General features: G+C 70.0%; 20 protein-coding genes and 2 tRNA genes. 18 read left to right on the forward strand and 4 right to left on the reverse strand.

The window, feature by feature from the left end; genetic code table 11:
* Positions 1 to 95 precede the first annotated feature (95 nt).
* The 3 genes from G545_RS15605 (at position 96) to G545_RS0106095 (ending at position 3179) form a co-directional block, all read left to right on the forward strand.
* Positions 96 to 224: transfer RNA gene (locus G545_RS15605), tRNA-OTHER, on the forward strand.
* 46 nt (positions 225 to 270) lie between these two features.
* Entirely contained in the window at positions 271 to 1497 is a 1227-nt protein-coding gene (locus G545_RS0106090; RefSeq protein ID WP_027069608.1) for a lytic murein transglycosylase, read from the forward strand.
* 56 nt (positions 1498 to 1553) lie between these two features.
* The gene (locus G545_RS0106095) at positions 1554 to 3179 is read left to right on the forward strand and encodes an FMN-binding glutamate synthase family protein (RefSeq protein ID WP_027069609.1); all 1626 of its coding nucleotides are present in this window, start codon (positions 1554 to 1556) and stop codon (positions 3177 to 3179) included.
* Here G545_RS0106095 and arsC read toward each other — a convergent pair.
* Positions 3174 to 3527, reverse strand: coding sequence for an arsenate reductase (glutaredoxin) (arsC, locus tag G545_RS0106100; protein ID WP_027069610.1), 354 nt, complete (start codon positions 3525 to 3527; stop codon positions 3174 to 3176). The two genes, G545_RS0106095 and arsC, sit on opposite strands and share 6 nt — an antisense overlap.
* A 110-nt stretch (positions 3528 to 3637) precedes the next feature.
* Between arsC and G545_RS0106105 the strand changes: the two genes are divergently transcribed.
* On the forward strand, positions 3638 to 5134 hold the full coding sequence (locus tag G545_RS0106105; protein ID WP_027069611.1) for an FAD-dependent oxidoreductase: 1497 nt from the start codon (positions 3638 to 3640) through the stop codon (positions 5132 to 5134).
* 75 nt (positions 5135 to 5209) lie between these two features.
* Here G545_RS0106105 and G545_RS0106110 read toward each other — a convergent pair whose 3' ends face one another.
* Positions 5210 to 5635 carry a hypothetical protein gene (locus G545_RS0106110; protein ID WP_052106462.1) on the reverse strand — a complete coding sequence of 142 codons (426 nt, stop codon included), beginning with the start codon at positions 5633 to 5635 and terminating at the stop codon, positions 5210 to 5212.
* A gap of 48 nt (positions 5636 to 5683) precedes the next feature.
* Here G545_RS0106110 and G545_RS0106115 point away from each other — a divergent pair, with 48 nt between their 5' ends.
* Both G545_RS0106115 and G545_RS0106120 read left to right on the forward strand, forming a co-directional pair.
* Positions 5684 to 6970, forward strand: a complete 1287-nt coding sequence (locus G545_RS0106115; RefSeq protein ID WP_027069612.1) for an NAD(P)H-binding protein — start codon at positions 5684 to 5686, stop codon at positions 6968 to 6970.
* Positions 6958 to 7422 carry a DUF2269 family protein gene (locus tag G545_RS0106120; RefSeq protein WP_027069613.1) on the forward strand — a complete coding sequence of 155 codons (465 nt, stop codon included), beginning with the start codon at positions 6958 to 6960 and terminating at the stop codon, positions 7420 to 7422. The genes G545_RS0106115 and G545_RS0106120 overlap by 13 nt, the downstream gene beginning before the upstream one ends.
* Before the next feature lie 13 nt (positions 7423 to 7435).
* Here the strand turns inward: G545_RS0106120 and G545_RS0106125 are convergent, their stop codons facing one another.
* Entirely contained in the window at positions 7436 to 7807 is a 372-nt protein-coding gene (locus G545_RS0106125) for a hypothetical protein (RefSeq protein WP_036135625.1), read from the reverse strand.
* 212 nt (positions 7808 to 8019) lie between these two features.
* On the opposite strand from G545_RS0106125, the gene G545_RS0106130 reads away from it, so the two are divergent.
* The 11 genes from G545_RS0106130 to G545_RS0106180 all read left to right on the forward strand — a co-directional run bounded on the left by G545_RS0106130 (position 8020) and on the right by G545_RS0106180 (position 16579).
* Positions 8020 to 8535, forward strand: coding sequence for a DUF4142 domain-containing protein (locus G545_RS0106130; RefSeq protein ID WP_027069615.1), 516 nt, complete (start codon positions 8020 to 8022; stop codon positions 8533 to 8535).
* A gap of 57 nt (positions 8536 to 8592) precedes the next feature.
* A tRNA-Val gene (locus G545_RS0106135) sits at positions 8593 to 8667 on the forward strand.
* Between the two features lie 300 nt (positions 8668 to 8967).
* A complete protein-coding gene (gene ligD / locus G545_RS0106140) occupies positions 8968 to 11451 on the forward strand; it encodes a DNA ligase D (protein ID WP_027069616.1) in 2484 nt (827 codons plus the stop codon).
* Between the two features lie 127 nt (positions 11452 to 11578).
* Positions 11579 to 12739 (forward strand): GGDEF domain-containing protein, encoded by a 1161-nt coding sequence (locus tag G545_RS14980; RefSeq protein ID WP_052106463.1) that lies wholly within the window; start codon positions 11579 to 11581, stop codon positions 12737 to 12739.
* 323 nt (positions 12740 to 13062) lie between these two features.
* Positions 13063 to 13326 carry a hypothetical protein gene (locus G545_RS15255; protein ID WP_081677756.1) on the forward strand — a complete coding sequence of 88 codons (264 nt, stop codon included), beginning with the start codon at positions 13063 to 13065 and terminating at the stop codon, positions 13324 to 13326.
* The gene (locus tag G545_RS0106155; protein WP_027069617.1) at positions 13323 to 14333 is read left to right on the forward strand and encodes an alpha/beta hydrolase; all 1011 of its coding nucleotides are present in this window, start codon (positions 13323 to 13325) and stop codon (positions 14331 to 14333) included. The genes G545_RS15255 and G545_RS0106155 overlap by 4 nt, the downstream gene beginning before the upstream one ends.
* Before the next feature lie 83 nt (positions 14334 to 14416).
* On the forward strand, positions 14417 to 14899 hold the full coding sequence (locus G545_RS13820; RefSeq protein WP_052106464.1) for a GNAT family N-acetyltransferase: 483 nt from the start codon (positions 14417 to 14419) through the stop codon (positions 14897 to 14899).
* A gap of 30 nt (positions 14900 to 14929) precedes the next feature.
* A complete protein-coding gene (locus tag G545_RS13825) occupies positions 14930 to 15448 on the forward strand; it encodes an adenine phosphoribosyltransferase (RefSeq protein WP_052106465.1) in 519 nt (172 codons plus the stop codon).
* 72 nt (positions 15449 to 15520) lie between these two features.
* Positions 15521 to 15754: a hypothetical protein gene (locus G545_RS0106170; RefSeq protein WP_027069618.1), complete on the forward strand. Its 234-nt coding sequence runs from the start codon at positions 15521 to 15523 to the stop codon at positions 15752 to 15754.
* A 1-nt stretch (position 15755) separates the two neighbouring features.
* On the forward strand, positions 15756 to 16157 hold the full coding sequence (locus G545_RS0106175; protein ID WP_027069619.1) for a YchJ family protein: 402 nt from the start codon (positions 15756 to 15758) through the stop codon (positions 16155 to 16157).
* Entirely contained in the window at positions 16154 to 16579 is a 426-nt protein-coding gene (locus tag G545_RS0106180; protein WP_052106466.1) for an MAPEG family protein, read from the forward strand. The genes G545_RS0106175 and G545_RS0106180 overlap by 4 nt, the downstream gene beginning before the upstream one ends.
* A 61-nt stretch (positions 16580 to 16640) precedes the next feature.
* Here G545_RS0106180 and G545_RS0106185 read toward each other — a convergent pair whose 3' ends face one another.
* Positions 16641 to 17591: an SOS response-associated peptidase family protein gene (locus G545_RS0106185; protein ID WP_027069621.1), complete on the reverse strand. Its 951-nt coding sequence runs from the start codon at positions 17589 to 17591 to the stop codon at positions 16641 to 16643.
* A 153-nt stretch (positions 17592 to 17744) separates the two neighbouring features.
* On the opposite strand from G545_RS0106185, the gene G545_RS13830 reads away from it, so the two are divergent.
* Positions 17745 to 18494 (forward strand): PQQ-dependent sugar dehydrogenase, encoded by a 750-nt coding sequence (locus G545_RS13830; protein WP_052106467.1) that lies wholly within the window; start codon positions 17745 to 17747, stop codon positions 18492 to 18494.
* Positions 18495 to 18519: the final 25 nt, after the last annotated feature.

An 18519-nucleotide genomic window follows, 5' to 3' on the forward strand; every position in this document is an offset into this window, starting at 1 on the left:
TCGGTGAACGCCCTGGCCCTGCGCCGAGCCAACGCCGAGCCAAGCCCCTCCCAGCTGGTGGGGGAAGGTGTAGAGAGCAGACGGCGGGCACCTAAGGCCGGATGGCTAAGGTGAAGGCGTGCTCCAGACCACGAACGGTGCGTGCGCCGGCGGCGAAAGCCGAAGTGGTACGAAAATCCCTCGGAGGCGACTCCGTGCCGGTTCGACCCCGGCTCCGGGCACCACAACGCGCCACGACTGCTTCACGCCTGCGCCGCGACGATACCGCGCATGCGTTTCCAGCCCCCAGTCCTGCTCCTGGCCGCGGCCCCGCTCCTGGGCGCCACCGGCGCCGCACCTGCCGCGGAACCACCCCCCTACGACACGGCCGCCTACGCCCGCTGCGTGGACCGGCTCGCCCGCGACGCGAGTGCCGCAGGAATCAGCCAGGCCACCTTTGACGCGCACGTGCGCCCGGTCACGCCCGACACCTCGGTGCTGGCGCTGCTCGACTACCAGCCCGAGTTCCGCACGCCGATCTGGGACTACCTCGCCGGCCTGGTGGACGAGGAGCGCGTCGCCGACGGCAAGGCCATGCTGGAGGAGCACGCCACCACGCTCGCGCGGGTCGAGGAGGTGTACGGCGTCGATCCGGAGACCGTTGTCGCCGTCTGGGGCGTGGAGAGCGACTTCGGCTCCACCTTCGGCAAGCGCCCGCTGCTGGAGTCGCTCACGACGCTGTCGTGCATGGGCCGGCGGCAGGACTTCTTCCGCGGCGAACTGCTCGCCACGCTGCGCATCCTGCAGGACGGTGACGTCCGTCCCGAGGGCCTGGTCGGTTCCTGGGCGGGCGCGTTCGGGCACACGCAGTTCATGCCCTCGACCTACCGGCGCATCGCCGTGGACTTCGACGGCGACGGGCGCCGCGACCTGGTCGGCAGCATCCCGGATGCGCTGGCCTCGACGGCGAACTACCTCAAGCGGTCCGGCTGGCGGACCGGCCAGCCGTGGGGCCACGAGGTGCGCCTGCCCGCCGGCTTCGATACCAGCGTGTCCGGACGCACCACCCGGCGGCCGGTGTCGTACTGGACCTCCCGCGGGATCGAACGGATCGACGGCGGCGCGTTGCCCGGCTACGACCGCTCCGCGCTGGTCCTCCCGGCGGGCAGGGAGGGCCCGGCCTGGCTGGTGTACCGCAACTTCGACGCGATCTACTCCTACAACGCGGCGGAGAGCTACGCGTTCGCGATCGCGCTGCTCTCCGACCGCCTGCGCGGGAAGGAGGGCCCGGTCGCGTCCTGGCCCACCGATGATCCGGGGCTGTCGCGCAAGGGACGGCGCGACCTGCAGCGGCTGCTGATCGCGCGCGGCCATGACATAGGCGAGGTGGACGGGATCATCGGCAGTGCCAGCCGCGAGGCGATCCGGGCCGAGCAGGCACGCCTGGGAATGCCGGTGGACGGGCGTGCCGGGCAGAAGCTGCTGCGCGCGCTGTCGGTACCGGCCCCGGGCCTGTGAGCCCGCCCATGGCAGGGGCGCTATCCTGCCCGTTCCCCGCCTGACACGGAGCACGCATGCTGCGCTACGTCCCGTTCGCCGCCTCGATCGTCCTTCTCGTCGTCTTCCTGGGACTCGCGATGTTCGTCGCGCCCGGCTGGTACGCAGGGGTGGCGGTGACGGCGGCGCTGGTGGCGGTGGGCATCTTCGACCTGACCCAGACTCGCAGCACCCTGCGGCAGAACTACCCGCTGCTGGCGCACTTCCGCTACGGGCTGGAGTCGATCGGGCCGGAGATGCGGCAGTACTTCATCCAGTCCGATACCGCCGAGGTGCCGTTCTCGCGGCTGCAGCGCGCACTGGTCTACCAGCGCTCCAAGTCGGTCAACGACACCCGGCCCTTCGGGACCCTGCAGGATGTGTACTGCAACGACTACGAGTGGATCAACCACTCCCTGGTCCCGGCGCCGCTGTCGGACCCGGACTACCGGATCCTGGTCGGCGAGAAGACCGCCCAGCCGTACTCGGCCAGCGTGTTCAACATCTCGGCGATGAGCTTCGGCTCGCTGTCGGCCAACGCGATCCGCGCGCTCAACAAGGGCGCGAAGATGGGCGGCTTCTACCACGACACCGGCGAGGGCTCGATCTCGCCGTACCACCGCGAGCACGGCGGCGACCTGGTGTGGGAGATCGGCTCGGGCTACTTCGGCTGCCGCGACGGGAACGGGCACTTCAGCGAAGAGCGCTTCATCGAGAACGCGCACGACCCGCAGGTCAAGATGATCGAGATCAAGCTGTCGCAGGGCGCCAAGCCCGGCCACGGTGGGGTCCTGCCCGCGCCCAAAGTCACCGAGGAGATCGCGCTGACGCGCGGCGTGCGGCCCTGGGTGGAGTGCGTGTCGCCGCCGCAGCACAGCGCGTTCTCGACCCCGATAGGCCTGCTGCAGTTCGTGCGCAAGCTGCGGGAACTTTCAGGCGGCAAGCCCACCGGCTTCAAGCTGGCGATCGGGCACCCTTGGGAGTGGTTCGGCATCGCCAAGGCCATGGCCGAGACCGGGATCCTGCCGGACTTCATCGTGGTCGACGGCTCGGAGGGCGGCACCGGGGCGGCGCCGGCCGAGTTCATGAACCAGGTCGGCGTGCCGATGCACGAGGCGCTGATGCTGGTGCACAACACCCTGGTCGGGCTGCGGTTGCGCGACAACATCCGCCTGGCCGCGGCCGGCAAGATCACCACCGCCTTCGACATCGCCCGCACGCTGGCGATGGGCGCGGACTGGTGCAACTCCGGGCGCGGCTTCATGTTCGCGCTGGGCTGCATCCAGGCGCTCAGCTGCCATACCGACCGCTGCCCGACGGGCGTGGCCACCCAGGACCCGCGCCGCTGGAAGGGCCTGGACCCCGAGGACAAGGCGGTGCGGGTGATGGGCTTCCACAACAACACCCTGCACGCGCTGCGCGAACTGATCGCCGCCGCCGGCCTGGAGAACCCGGGCCAGATCGGCCCCGAGCACATCCTGCGCCGGGTTTCGGCGACGGAGATCCGCTCGCTCTCCTCGCTCTACCGCTTCCTGCAGCCGGGCGAGTTGCTCGACGGCGAGACCCGCCACCAGGTGTTCCGCGACTACTGGGCCGACGCGCGGGCCGACTCCTTCCAGGCGCCGGCGCACGTGCTGTCGATGCGGATGAGCAAGTCGCTATAGCAGCCCGAGCACCAGCTCCGGCGGCCGGCCGATCACGGCGCGGCCGTTGTGCACGAACACCGGGCGCTCGATCAGGCGCGGGTGCGACGCCATCGCCGCGATGATCCGGTCCTCGCTCATGGCAGGGTCGTCCAAGCCGAGCGCCTTGTACTCCTCCTCGCCCTTGCGCAGCAGGTCGCGTGCCGGGATGCCGAGCATGCCGAGCAGCTCGCGCAGCTGGGCCTCGCTGGGCGGGGTCTCCAGGTAGGGGACGATTTCCGGCTCGATGCCGTGTTCCTTCAGCAGCTCCAGCGCGCCGCGCGACTTGGAGCAGCGGGGGTTGTGGTAGAGGCGGGGGGTATCGCTCATGGGGACTCTCCTGCGGATCGCCGGGCGATCACGCGTGTTCAACCGGGGCCATGCAAGGGTCGGGATCTCGCGTGGCCGCGGCGCGGCCAATCCCGACCGGAGGTGTTGCGATGGACAGTGTATGGATCGACGGCGTCCCCTCGCCAGCAGCCTGCCTCACGGGCGAGGCGGAAGCGGACGTCGCCGTCGTCGGCGCCGGTATTACCGGGGCGGTGACGGCGTTGCGGCTGGCCGAGGCCGGCCTGAAGGTGGCGGTGCTGGAGGCGCGCAGCGCCGGGGAGGGCAACACCGGGCGGTCCACCGGCAACCTCTACGCGACCGTGTCCACCGGCCTGGCGACACTGCGCGACAAGTGGGACGACGAAGAGGCACGGCTGGCGACCGCCGCGCGCGCCGCCGCCATCGACTGGATCGAGGAGACCGCGAACAGGCTCGGAATCGACTGCGGCCTGCGCCGGGTGCCCTTGCACCAGTGCGTCCTCAACGCCGGTTCCACCGCGCACGAGCAGCTGCGGAGAGAGCACGAGGCCGCCGAGGCACTGGGCCTGCCGGCGGAGTGGGGCGATGCCGTTCCCGGCTGGCCGCTGTCCCCCGCGGCGGTGCACACGTTGTCGCGCCAGGCGCACTTCAATCCGTACCGCTTCGTTGCCGGGCTCATGGCAGCCCTCCGCGAGCGTGGCGTGGCCCTGTACGAGCACAGCCGCGTGGTCGACATCGACGCCAGCGAAGGGCTGGTGATCACGCGCGAGGGCAGGGTGCGCGCGCGGCACATCGTGCTGGCCACCCATACCCCCGCCGGCTTCAATGCGTTGCAGGCGGAGATGGAGGTCTACCGCGAGTACGGCGTCGCCGCGCCACTGGAGGGCGAGGGCCCGTCCGATGCCAGCGTCTGGGTGAAGGACGGCAAGCACTCCGTGCGCACCCACGAGCAGGGCGGGCGGCGCTACATCGTCATGGTCGGCGAGAAGCACAAGACCGGCGAGGGCGACGAGCACGCCGACTACTTCGGCCGCCTGCGTGACTTCGGCCGACGGCACTTCCGGCTCGGCGAGTTCACCCATGCCTGGTCGGCGCAGCAGTACACCAGCGGCGACGGGCTGCCCTACATCGGCCGCAGCGCCCACGACAACGTCCTGATCGCCACCGGCATGGGGGCCGACGGGCTGACCTGGGGCACCGTCGCCGGCGCCGTGATCGAGCGGCTGGTGAAGGGCGACGAGGACGCGCTCACCCGGCTGCTTACCCCGCGTCGCTTCACCCCGGTCAAGTCCGCGAAGAGCTTCGTCGCCGAGAACACCACCGTCACCAAGCACATGGTGGGCGACCGGGTGGAGGCGTTGCGCAGTGACGAGGGCCTGGCCGACGTGCCGCTGGGCGGGGGCCGCGTGCTGCGCCTGGACGGGGAAACCTGCGCCGTCCACCGCACCCGCGACGGCCGCTACGTCGCCTTGTCACCGGTCTGTCCGCACATGGGCTGCCACGTGAAGTGGAACCAGTCGGAACAGAGCTGGGACTGCCCCTGCCATGGCAGCCGCTTCGACACCGAAGGCCAGGTCATCGAGGGTCCGGCGCTGACCGGACTGGAGCGCCGCCAGGTCAACCGGTAAGAGCGCACCCCGCAAGGACCACCCACGTCGTTCCCGCGTACGCGGGAACCCACGGCTCCCCCAATGCGCCCCCACTCACTCCAACCGCCGCGCCAGCCGGCTCCCCAGCGCCAGTCCCCCGGCGAATGCCGCGTAGACAACCGCCAGCCCGGTCCGCGAAAGGTGGCGCTCGAACCCGGGCGTGAGCCGCCTGGGCGCCACCCCGTAGTCGACCACCAGCGCCATCGCGGCGACCGCAGGCGCGAGCCGCGATGGCGCCACCCGCGTGCGCTCCAGCCCCGCCTCGTGGAAGGTGGCCCAGAACAGCGAGCTGGCATGGTGGATCGCGTAGCCGGCGAGCGTATGCCGCAGGTCCATGCGGTGGCGATGCATGGCCGGCTCGCCCCACAGCCAGTGGCTGGTGGCATTGGGCGCACTGGCCACGGACCCGGTCTGCCGGCGGGCCAACACGCTGGCGGCCGCGATCGAGGCGACGCTCGCGAGGCTGCCGCTGAACAGCACCCGCAGTGCGAACCGGCGCGCCGGCCGCTGCCGGGGAGTGCCTGAGCTATGCGCGTGCTGCTGCTGGGTGCGACGGGCCTGATCGGCCGGCGGCTGGCGGAAGTTCTTGGACGGGCTGGGCATGAACTGGTCCTCGGCGTGCGCGACCGGGCGAAGGCCCCCGACGGCGTGCAGGTGGTGGAGGTCGACTTCGCCCGTGACCACGAGGCCGCCGACTGGTTGCCGCGCCTGCAGGGCATCGACGCCGTGGTCAACGCCGTCGGCATCCTCGCCGAGGCCCCTGGCCAGGACTTCGAATCCATCCACGTGCGCGCGCCGCTTGCGCTGTTCGAAGCGTGTTCGCGGCTCCGTGTAGGCCGCGTCGTGCAGGTCTCGGCGACCGGCGCGGACCCGCAGGCGGCGTCCGGCTACCACCGGAGCAAGCATCGGGCCGACCAGGCGCTGCTGGCCTCGGGGCTGTCGGCTGTGGTGGTGCAGCCGTCGCTGGTGTTCTCGCCGGAGGGCGCGAGTACCGGGCTGTTCGCCGCGCTTGCGGCGCTGCCGGTCATCCCGGTGCCGGGCAGCGGCCGGCAGTGCGTGCAGCCGGTGCACCTCGACGATGTATGCGCGGTGCTGCGGGCCTGCGTGGAGGATCCGGACCCGCCCGCGCGGGTGGAGGTGGTGGGGCCGCGGCCGCTGGAGCTGCGCGACTACCTTCTGCAGTTGCGCGCGCTGATGGGGCTGGGTACGGCTCCGGTGCTGCCCGTCCCGCGCGTGCTGGTGCGGCTGGGAAGCCGGATGGGTGGCCTGCTGCCTGGCCCGCCGGTCGACCCGGAGACGCTGGACATGCTCGAGCGCGGCGCCTGTGGCGATCCGGGCATGATGACGCGCCTGCTCGGCCGCGCGCCGCTCGAGGTCGCGGCGTTCGATCCAAGGCATGCGATGGAGCCGCTCGGCCTGGCCGCGCGGCTCAAGTGGCTGCTGCCGGTGATGCGGGCCGCCCTGGCGGTGATGTGGATCGTGACCGGCGTGGTGTCGCTTGGCCTGTACCCGGTGGCCGACAGCCTCGAGCTGCTTGCGCGCACCGGGCTGCATGGAGGCCTCGCGCTGGCCTCGTTGTACCTGGCGGCCGGGCTGGACCTGGCCTTCGGCGTGGCCACCCTGGCGATGCGGCGGCGACGACTGTGGTTGTACCGCGCGCAGCTGCTGCTGATCGCCGGCTACACCGTGATCATCACCCTGAGGCTGCCGGAGTTCTGGCTCCATCCGTACGGACCGATCCTGAAGAACCTGCCGGTGATCGCGCTGATCATCGCCTTGCACGAACTGGAGAGGGGGCGCCGGTGGAGTACCTGATCGCCAAGTGGATCCACATCCTCACCTCCACGGTCCTGTTCGGGACCGGGGTGGGCACGGCCTTCTACCTGTTCGCGATCAGCCTGGGACGGGACACCCGCGCGGTGGCCACCATCAGCCGTTACGTGGTGATCGCGGACTGGATCTTCACCGCCACCACCATCGTGCTGCAGCCGCTGACCGGCTGGTACCTGATGCGGCTGATGGGGCTCACGCTGGAGGCGCGCTGGCTGGCCTGGTCGGTCGGGCTGTACGTGCTGGCGGTCGCCTGCTGGGTGCCGGTGGTCTGGCTGCAGATGCGCATGCGCGATGTGTCGGCGGAAGCGGCGGAGCGCGGGGAGGCGCTGCCGCCGCTGTACTGGCGCTACTTCCGCTGGTGGACCGCGCTGGGCTTCCCGGCGCTGTTCGCGTTCCTGGCGATCTTCTACCTGATGGTGGCCAAGCCGGCCTGAGGGCCGGTGGCGGTCACAGGTTGCCTTCCTGGTCGCTGGTCGGGTTCTCGGCCGCGGGCGCATCCTCCGCCGGCTGCCGCGGATCGTCCGGGCGGTCCACGGCGTCGTCGTCGGTGAGGATCATCGGCACGCCACCGTCGCGCTGCGTGCATTCCTGCAGCGCGTCGCCAGTCAGCCCGGTGCAACGGTCCTGCCCGGTGCGGCCGTCCCGTTCGGCGCTGTTGGGCGCGGGCGCGGTGACATGGCCGGCCTGGACCCCGGGCGGGCTCACCTGGTCGGTGGTGGTGCGCGACTCCTCGGGCGGGTGGGTGTCGCGGCGGTCACAGGCGGCCAGCGCGACCACGGCGCACAGGGCGAGGCAGGCGAGGGGATGGCGATGCTTCATCAAGGACCTCCGGTGTCGATGGCGGGCGGCCCCGCCTGTCGACGGCAGGATCGGGGAACGGCCGTGAAGCGGGCACGAAAGCCGGGGTGGCCAAAGGGACTGTGAACGCACCGCAATCCGGCGCGGTGGCCTTCACGTGCGCCCGACCCGCGGGCTGGTGTTCTGGGCGCCCACGCAATCCCCCACGAACTGGCGCAACCAGGAGTCCCCCAATGATCGGAAAAGTCTTCAAGCTCGCACTGCTCGCCGGCGCCGGCGTCGCCGCCTGGAAGGCCGCGACGCGGCACGCCCCGGGTTCGTTCTACGAGCAGGCACTGCGCAGTGGCGCGGCCGAGGTGGAGGCATCGAAGTCCGCCCAGCTGCGCGGGGCATCCGCCGAGCTGCGGCGCTTCGCGCAGGAGATGGAGCACGACCATAACGAGCTCAACCAGCAGCTGTCCGAGGCCAGTGGCCTGGAGGTCCCGCAGCCCGACGCGCGCCAGCTCGCCATGCTGCGCCAGCTCGACGCCAACCAGGGCGCCGAATACGACCGCGCCTGGCTGCGCCACATGGCCCGCAGCCACGCCAAGGCCATCCGCCTGTACCAGCAGACCGTCGATCACGCAGGCCCCGGCGCCCAGGTCGCCTCGAAGGCCCTGCCCAAGCTGCGCGAGCACGCCCGCCGCGTGGAGGAGCTGCAGCGCACCCCGCGCGAGGTCCGCTCGACGGAACCGCAGGCGACGATCTAGGCAGCCACGCGCTTGCCACCAGCCCCGGACAATGACGTATACTGCGCGCCCGTTCCGGGGCGGTTAGCTCAGCGGTAGAGCATTGCCTTCACACGGCAAGGGTCAGTGGTTCGATCCCACTACCGCCCACCAGTACGACGGAAAAGGCCACCCGAGCGGGTGGCCTTTTTCGTTTGTTCCCTTCTCCTCCCGCGCATCCCTTCTCCCGCTTGCGGGAGAAGGTGCCCGAAGGGCGGATGAGGGCTGCTTTTGCTGTTGCTTTTATTTCTTAGGGGCAAAAGCAAAAGCAAAAGCCCCTCACCCCAACCCTCTCCCGCGAGCGGGGGAGGGGGAGGGGGAGGAACGGCGGAGCGGGAGAGGGGGCAATTCGCGCCAACTTCATCGCCCCCCACCACCATAGGTCCCACACCCCACCGTTCCCGACGCCATCACGTGAGCCTGACCGAGTACCGCCGCAAGCGGCGGTTCGACAAGACGCGCGAACCGGAGCCGGGCAAGGCGGGTGGGGAGCTGGCGCGCACCATCTTCGTCGTGCAGCTCCACCACGCCAGCCGTCGGCACTACGACTTCCGCCTGCAGGTGGGCGATGCGCTCAAGTCCTGGGCGGTGCCCAAGGGGCCGAGCTTCGATCCGTCGGTCAAGCGCATGGCGGTGGAGGTGGAGGACCATCCGCTGGACTACGCCGGCTTCGAGGGCGAGATCCCCAAGGGCGAATACGGCGGCGGGCACGTGGCCCGGTTCGACCAAGGGGTGTGGGCCACGAGTGGCGACGCGGAGGCGCAGCTGGCCAAGGGGCACCTGCGCTTCGAGCTGTTCGGGGACAAGCTCAAGGGCGGGTGGCACCTGGTGCGCTCGGGCAAGTCGGCCCGGCAACCGCAGTGGCTGCTGTTCAAGGATGACGATGCCTACGCCTCGGACATCGAGGCGGACGACCTACTGGCCGACGTCACCGCAGCGCCGGAGGCCGACCTCAAACGCTCCGGGCGCGGCAAGGAAGACAAGAAGAAGCTCACCACGCCGCCAGCCCCGAAGCGCCGCAAGCGTAACTGGGCGAAGCAGGCCGGGAAGCTCCCCGGCGCACGCAAGGCGAAGCTCAAGGACCAGGCCTTCGCGCCGCAGCTGGCGAAGCTAGGCGACGCGCCCCCCACCGGTGACCAGTGGCTGCACGAGGTCAAGTGGGACGGCTACCGCCTGGTCGCGACCGTGGTCGACGGCCGGGTACGCCTTTGGTCGCGCAACGCGCTGGAGTGGACCGACAAGGTCCCGGAGATCCGCAGCGCGATCGAGCAGCTCGGGCTCAAGCACGCGGCACTCGACGGTGAGCTGATCGCCGGCGCCGGCACCCAGGCCGACTTCAACCTGCTGCAGGCCACCCTGTCGGGCGAGCAGCAGGGAATGCTCACCCTGGTGCTGTTCGACCTGATCCACCTGGACGGCTTCGACCTCACCCGCACGCCGCTGGTGGAGCGCAAGGCGCTGCTGGAACAGCTGCTGGCCGAGCCGCCGGCGCACCTGGCCTACAGCTCGCACATCCCCGGCCAGGGGCAGGCGGCCTACGAGGTCGCGTCGGGGCAGAAGTTCGAAGGGATCATCTCCAAGAAGGCGCAGGGCACCTACCATCACGGCCGCAGCGAGGAGTGGCGCAAGACCAAGCGGATCGAGAGCGAGGAGTTCGCCGTGGTCGGCGCCACGCCCGGCAAGGGCACCCGGCAGGGCATCGGTTCGCTGCTGCTGGCCCGTCCCGACCCGAAGCATGGCTGGGTGTATGCCGGGCGGGTAGGGACCGGCTTCTCGGGCGAGCAGCTGCGCGAGCTGGAGGCGCACATCGGCGACGCGGGCGGGAGCAAGCCCACCGTGCACATTCCGGAGGGGGCCACGCTCGATGCGAAGGGCGCGGCGTGGTTCGACCCGATGTTCGTGGTCGAGGTCTTCATCCGCGGCATCTCCAACACCGGCGTGCTGCGCCAGGCCTCGCTCAAGGCGATCCGGCTGGACAAGGACCCCGCCGACCTGCGGGACGGCGACCAGGCGCCCGAACCGGAGCGGCCGCCGGTGAAGATCTCCAGCCCGACCAAGGTGATCTATCCCGACCGCGGCATCACCAAGGGCGAGGTGGCCGAGTACTACCAGGCGGTGATGGAGCACATCCTGCCGGGCATCATCGACCGGCCACTCTCGATCATCCGCTGCCCCAACGGTGCCGGGAAGGCGTGCTTCTTCCAGAAGCACCACACCCCCGGCCTGGAACGGGTGGACCTGGTCCGGCTCAAGGAAGAGGCGGGCAACAACGCCAACTACCTGGTGGTGCGCGACGATCAGGGCCTGATGGAACTGGTCCAGCTCAACGGACTGGAGTTCCACCCATGGGGCTCGACCGCGGAGGATCCGGACCGCGCCAACCGCGTGGTGTTCGACCTCGACCCCGGTCCCGGCGTGCCATGGGCCGAAGTCAGGAAGGCCGCGCAGGACGTGCGCCGCCTGCTGGCGCAGATGGAGCTGGAGAGCTTCCTGCGCACCACCGGCGGCAAGGGGCTGCACGTGGTGGTGCCGCTCAACCCCGGCTGCGAATGGGACCTGGTGAAGTCCTTCGCCGGCGGTTTCGCCGAGGCGCTCGCGCAGACCCAGCCACAGCGCTTCATCGCCACCTCGACCCTCAAGCTGCGGCCGGGGAAGATCTTCGTGGACTACCTGCGCAACGGGCGCGGCGCGACCGCCGTGGCCTCCTACTCGCTGCGCGCGCACGAGGGCGCCCCGGTGGCGATGCCGATCTCGTGGAACGAACTCGCGCGGCTCAAGAGCGGGCACGAGTTCGACATCCGCGAGGTACCCAGGCGCCTGAAGCGGCGGCGCAAGGATCCCTGGGAGGGGATCGACCGGGTGGAGCAGGACCTCGGCCGGTGGAGCGCGGGCGACTGAGGCAGATGTGCCCGGAAGTCGGATCCGGGCCGCCGGTCACACACCACCCGGTATTCCCGCCATGAACAGGGGCTGCGGCCACATCCCACCGCGCAGTCCTTCACACGCGGCCCGCACAATGGCCGGGATGGATACTCCCCGCAGCAACCTGCCGGTGGCGACCGCGGGCAGCGCCCCTGCAAGCTGGCAGCAGCGCGCCGCCGCGCTGCGCGAGTGGGTCGCGTATGTGCTCGACGGCGACCTGGCCCGCGTGCACCCGGCCGACCGCGGACGGATGATGGAGTGGCAGGAGGTCCGGACCCGCTCGGCGATGCTGCACCTGTTCCAGATGCTTGCAGTGCTGGCGACCGTGAAGGTGGCGCTGGTGATGGCCGGCGCGTGGCCGGTCGCGGCCCCTCCACTGCTGTATGCAGGCGCGCTGTTCGTGCTGCTGGGTGCGCTGGCGGTGTTCCAGCTGGGGCGGAGCCGCGGGACCGATGCGCTCACTGCCACCCTGTTCGTGCTCGCCCTGCTCGTGGTGCTGGTCGACGTACCGGGAGGGGACCTCGCCCACCCGGGGGTGACCCTGGCCTGCCTGGTGCTGCTGCCGGCGGTTGGCGTGCCGTTGCTGGTCCGGCGCCACACCGCGCTGTTGCTGGGCGCGTTCTGCATCGCGGTGGTCGGCATCTACCTGCTGCTGATTCCCCAGTTGCGCGTGCAGTGGCTGAACGTGTTGCTGTACCTGGCCGTCGCGCTGGTGGCCGGCTTCAAGCTGCGCAGGGCCCGCTCGAACATGAGCGTCGGCCACCTGCGCACCGTGGAGTCCGCACTGCTGCGCGCCAACACCGATGCGCTCACCGGCCTGCTCAACCGGCGGGGCTGGCTCAGCGCGGCCCGGGCAAGGCTCGACGCGATGCGCAGGGACGGCGGCACCGCCTGCCTGCTGTTCATCGACCTGGACCACTTCAAGCGCTTCAACGACACGCACGGGCACGAGGCCGGCGACCTGGCGCTGCAGCGCACGGGTCGCGCCATCCGGGCACGGCTGGACGGGCGCAGCATCGCGGCCCGGATCGGGGGCGAGGAATTCGTGTGCCTGCTGCCGGACGTGTCGCTGCACGACGCCCGCCGCCTGGCCGAACGCCTGCAGCGCGACCTGGGCGGCGACACCCCGCCCATCACCTTCAGCGCCGGCTTGGCCTGGCACCGGCCGGGCGAGACCCTCAGCCAGCTGATGGCGCGCGGCGACCGGGCGATGTACAAAGCGAAGCGGGCAGGGCGCGACCGGGTGATGCAGGACGCCGCCTGAGGCGCACCTCGAGGGCGTCCAGGGCACGCGGTGGAGTTCGCTCGTTCGATCGAGGGGATCGTTCTTGTGGACGGTGTGACCCTGGCAGGACTGATGATGGATTACGAAGTCGGAGTGTCGGCCCGGCGGATCAGCGTGCCTGCGGTGGACAGCGATTATTTCGGGGAGTGAGGCGATCATCTCGCGTCGCGGGCGTCCATGAGGCGCTCTGGTGCCCTGAGCCGGAGACGCTCAAGGGTCGGCAATTATGGCGACGACCGCTTGGCCAAGCTCGACCCGCGTGAGTTCCGGCCACGAGCTGATGGCGTGCTAGGAGGGATGTCGTGGATCTGAAGAAAGCCTTGGAGCAAAAGACGATCTCGCCGCACGCGGTGAGGCCAGACGGCGCGCTTACTTCGCCCCGGAGTTATGGCGTCTACAAGGTGCCATTCTCCGTCGGCGGTAGCCGGCAGGTCCGGTACGGAAATCATCCGGTGAGGATGACGGAGCTCGAACGGGAGTTCGGATCGTGCCAACTCTGCCATCTCTTTCTTCACCGGGAGGATGCCGCCGCAATGGCCGAACTGCTGAATGGAGAAGCGCCATGAGACTCCTGGGGCTTTCGAGGTTATGGATGCGCCTGATGCAGCTCCCGGTTCTTCTTGTACTGGCTGGCTGCACCTTCAACGTCAAAGAATCGAACGTGGTCATCAGCCGGTCGGCGCCGCCGGTTGAAATCGCCGTTTTGCAGCAGGCCTGGCCCGGCTACCGGGTCGAGCAGACTGGGATGCAGATGGCGGATGGGACGGAACTGTCCTCACTCCGCCTGGTTCGCCAGGACGCGATCGCCACCGTGCTGTACTTCGGTGGAAACGGATACACCATTGCCCGGCACGGTCAAAGGACCGTCGGGACGTACCGGGAGCTGCCGGTCAACCTGGTGCTGGTCGACCACCGTGGCTACGGAGGCAGTGGCGGCTCGGCCAGCCTGTCGGCGTTGATGTCCGACGCGATCGAGGTGTACGACGCGATACGTGTGGATCCCATGCTGGGCGCGCTTCCAGTGGTCGTCCATGGCCATTCGCTTGGCAGTTTCATGGCGGGTGGAGTGGCGGATGCCCGCCGCCTGGACGGCGTGGTACTCGAGAGCTCGGTCACGACCGCAGAGGCGTGGACGGCCCACCTCCGGAGCAAGCAGAGCTGGTGGATTCGCGCCCTGGTGTGGAGGGTGAAGCCGGACGCCAGCCTGGCCGGCCTCGGCAATGCCGGCGTGGCCGGCGCGCTTGATGAGCCGGTGCTGTTTGTCGTGGGCGCGGAGGATGATGTGACACCCGCGGGGTTCTCGCGTGAGCTGTACGCGTCTGCGCCGCTTCCCGAAGGCGACCGGCGGCTGGTCGTGGTACCCGGGCGGGGCCACATGGATGCGGCGGAGTCGCCGGAGTTCCGGGCGGCGTTGAGGGACCTGCTGGCTCGGGTGGGCAGGCGCACTAGCGTCGCGGAGGCGCCACAGCAAACGAGAACACCGCGTTCGCCGTTCGTGGCGCCGGCGGCCGCCGCAGGGGATGATGTCGGCAGGGGGCGCGCGAACTACAACGACGCGCCGACGAGGCGATGAAGGTGATTGAAGCGCACACGCCGGATCTCGCCATGCCGCCGGCGCGGCGGTGACGGTGTCCCAGGCACGCACTTGGAGATCCCATGAAGCTCTCCCTCCGCCAGGCCACCAACGGCGACGCGCCATTCTGCGAGGCACTCAACCGCCGCAACATGGACCGCTATCGCGCGGTGCGTAAAGTCCGTTGGGACGCGGAGCGCTTCCGCAGGAGTTGGGCAGAGTTCGACAACCTGTTGATCCTGGACGACATCGAACCCGTCGGCCTGCTGCGCCTGGGCAACGAGGATGGAGCCCTCGGTCTACGCGACCTGCAGGTCGTTCCGGAGCGGCAAGGGCAGGGGATCGGTACTTGGGCGGTGCGCCAAACGCAGGCGCTTGCCTTGGAGCGCGGTTCCGTCGGCGTCCAGCTGAGGGTGTATGAGGAGAATCCGGCGTCAAGGCTTTACCTCCGCCTCGGCTTCGAAACCCGGTATGTGGACGACGGTGTGATCCACATGGCGTGGACGCCGCCGCTCGACCGCTCCAGCGCGGCCGCTGGAACACTGGATCCGCGCGGCACGCGCTAGCATGGACCGCCCTGCGCAACCCACAGCCCGATGACCGCTTGGCAGCACCTGGTCCGCGACGTCCCCGATTTCCCCAAGCCCGGCATCCTGTTCAAGGACATCACGCCGGTGCTGGCCGACCCGGCTGCGTTCGTCGCCGCCATTGCGGAAATGATCGAGCCCTGGCGGGACGCCGGCCTGGATGCGGTAGTGGGGATCGAGTCCCGCGGCTTCATCCTGGGCGCGGCGATGGCGCAGGCGCTGGGCACCGGCTTCGTGCCCGTGCGCAAGCCCGGCCGGCTGCCTGCGCGCACGCTTTCGCAGGACTACGCGCTCGAGTACGGGACCAACCAGCTGCAGATCCACGCCGACGCGCTTCCGCCGGGGGCTCGTGCCCTGGTGGTCGATGACGTGCTCGCCACCGGCGGCACGCTCGAGGCGGCGCTGCTGTTGCTGCGCCGGCAGGGTGCGGAGGTCGCCGGGGCCGCGGTCCTGTTCGAGATCCGCGATCTTGCCGGACGGGAGCGCTGGAGCGATCCTTCGCCGTTGCTGTCGGCGGCAGCGTACTGAGCCGGCACTTTGTCCCGTTGTACCCTGCATTCGACTCACAAGGAAGGCCGGGCGACCTGCCCGGGACAGCCCATGAACAGCGCACGCCTGGCCACGCCCCGCCGATTCTTCGTGTTCTTCCTGTTCGCACTGGCAGGCTCGATTACCGGGATCGTGGCCGGCCCGCGTATCGTCGCCGCGTTCCAGGGTTCTCCGGCATGGCTCCTGCCTGCAGTCCTTTGCGTGTCGGTGCTGCTCGCGCTGATCGCCGCATACCTGGCATTCCGCTTCGCAGGCGGCAGGGCCGTCCTCCGGAACCGGCCCTGACGTGCAGTCCTGCCCCTGCACCCCGTCCGCTCCCTACGCCAGGTGCTGCCAACCCCTGCACGAAGGCACCCCGGCTGCGACTGCCGAAGCCCTCATGCGCTCGCGCTACAGCGCCTACGTGCTCGGCCTGCACGACTACCTGCGCGCCACCTGGCATCCCGATACCTGTCCGGCGGTGCTCGACCCGGATGACAACACCGGCTTGCGCTGGCTCGGGCTGGACGTGAAGCGCCACGCCGACGCCGGCGATGGCACCGCGGTGGTGGAGTTCGTCGCCCGCTACAAGGTCGGCGGCGCACCCGCTGTACGCATGCACGAGGTGAGCCGGTTCGTGCGCGAGGACGGGCGCTGGTTGTATGTGGACGGAGAGTTCCCCACGCATGTAACCCGAGGAACGTCATGACCGCCCAGCAGCACCTGTTCGCTGCCTGCGCTGCCCTGGCGCTGCTCACCTTCGTGGTGGGCATCCGCCTGTTCGTCGTCCGCGTGCAGGAGATGCGCGCGCGGCGCATCCATCCGCAGTCGGTAGCGCTCACTGCGCAGCGTTCGCAGAAGCTCGAGGACGCCCGCGCCTCGGACAACTACAACCACTTGTTCGAGCTGCCGGTGCTGTTCTACGTTTTGTGCCTGGCCGCGCTCGCCACTGGGCACATCCCCGCGTGGCTGCCGGTGCTGGCGTGGGCGTTTGTCGGGCTGCGCATCCTGCACAGCGCGATCCAGTGCACCTACAACAAGGTGATGCATCGTTTCCCCGTGTTCCTGATGGGGTTCTTCCTGCTGGGCGGGATGTGGGTGGCGTACGCGGTGTCCTTCCTGACGGCGTGAGGTCCCGAACCTGCTTCTCGCCTGCGCGGACGGACTGGCTCGCATCCCCTGCAGGCGAGGCTCACGCCGCCACCCGGTTCCGGTAATACGGCCGCTCCCGGTCATCCAGGATCGCGTACTGCGCTTCCGGCGCCGCGGGGTCGGGCTCCAGCCATTCGTCCAGGCGCTCCGGCCGCACCGGGATGATGCAGCGGTCGTGCCCGGCGGCGGCGATCTCCGGCGGCGGCTCGTCGGTGATGGCGGCGAAGGACAGCAGGTCCGTCTCGCCGGGCGCACGCCAGCGCGACCACAGGCAGGCGACCAGCATGTCCCGGGGCGGGTCGGGGCGGAACTCCAGCACCACGTTCCTGCCGCGGCCGTCGAGGGGTGCGTCCGGGTCGGGGCGGCGTACGTTCTCGTAGAACGCGCCGATCACCAGTACCCCATGCGAGTGCGTGAACTGGTCCCTCCAGAAGCCGCCCAGGCTGTCGCGGCGGGCGTTGTAGGTGCCCGGATACTTGCGGTCGAACAACGCCGACTTGCCCGCGGGCCGGCACTGGTAGCGCATCGGCCGTACGACCCGGCGCCCGCCTTCCCGGATCATCACCGGCGCGTGCATGCCGGGGTAGATGCGCGCGTCCTCGGCGGTCGGCTCGCTACGGGCGAGCGCGGCCAGGCGTGCCTTGATCCGCGCCACGTTGGCGTTGGAGATCCGCAGGTCCTCCTGCGCCTTCTTCGTTACTCGCGTCTTGAGGCTGCGCTCCGCGTCGGCCCGGCGTTTGCGCTGGCGGAACAGTTCCTGCTCCAGCGCCATCTCCTGCTCGCGGTCGTGCTGCTCGATCAGCTCGCGCAGCCGGCGCCCCTGTTCACCGGGCGCCTCCCGCAACGCCAAGTCGAGCGCGCGCGGGGTCTTGATGTTGCCGCCCTCGGCGCGCTCCCAGTACAGGCGCACGTACTCGTCCAGGTCGATCTCCGCCCCGAAATGGCGGGTGAACTTCTGGTATTCGGTGCGGATCTGGGCTGAGTAGCACATGGCGGGTTCCGACTAGCAGAACCGGGGCGAACAGCGTGCGAAGCGAGCGGGTCCGGACGGGACCACCCAAGCTACCGCGCCGCTTGCGACCTGCTGTTCGCGCGGTATCGACGCACCGGCGGGCAGGCTGACCGGCGCCCGCAGGTACGGGCCATGGCCTTCCTCCCCCGTCGCGCCTTGTCCGCAGCAGTCCTCCCGGCCCTTTGCACGCTGGCCTTCGCGGCCCCGGCCCAGCAGAACGATGGCACCGATACGGCGGTGACCCACACCGTGTTCCAGCCGCCCCCGGTCGAAGCAACCGCCGCGCGGCTTGCGCAGGTGGAACTACCCGACGGCTTTGAGATCACCCCCTTCACCACCGGGCTGAAGAACCCGCGGATCCTGGCGGTCGACCCGTCCGGGCACGTCTACGTGTCCCGGCGCGAGCAGGGCGACGTGCTGCTGCTTCGCGACGAGGACGGGGACGGCAGGGCGGACGGCGAGCCGCGCCAGGTGCTCCACCGCCCGGCCGTGCACGGGCTGGAGGTGCACGACGGCGCGCTGTACATCGCCACGGTCAAGGAGTTGCTGCGCGCCCCGATCCAGCCGGACGGCAGCCTGGGCGAGCCGGAGCTGCTCGTCGATGACCTGCCGGATGGCGGCCAGCATCCGAACCGCACGCTGGCCTTCGGTCCGGACGGCAAGCTTTACGTGAGCATCGGTTCCACCTGCAACGCCTGCAACGAGACCAACCCGGAGCACGCCACGCTGCTGCGCGTCGAACCGGACGGGTCCTCGCGCTGGTGGGGACGTTTGCTGCGCCGGACGGGGGATGATCCGTGCTGTGACCGGCTTGTGTCCGTTCGCGTGACGCAATCAGCCCGCACATTGAGGGAAGTGCCTTACAGGGCAAAGCAGCAGTAACGAACCCGCAATCGCCTGGAAATAG

The sequence above is a fragment of the Lysobacter defluvii IMMIB APB-9 = DSM 18482 genome, from assembly GCF_000423325.1.
GTDB lineage: Bacteria > Pseudomonadota > Gammaproteobacteria > Xanthomonadales > Xanthomonadaceae > Novilysobacter > Novilysobacter defluvii.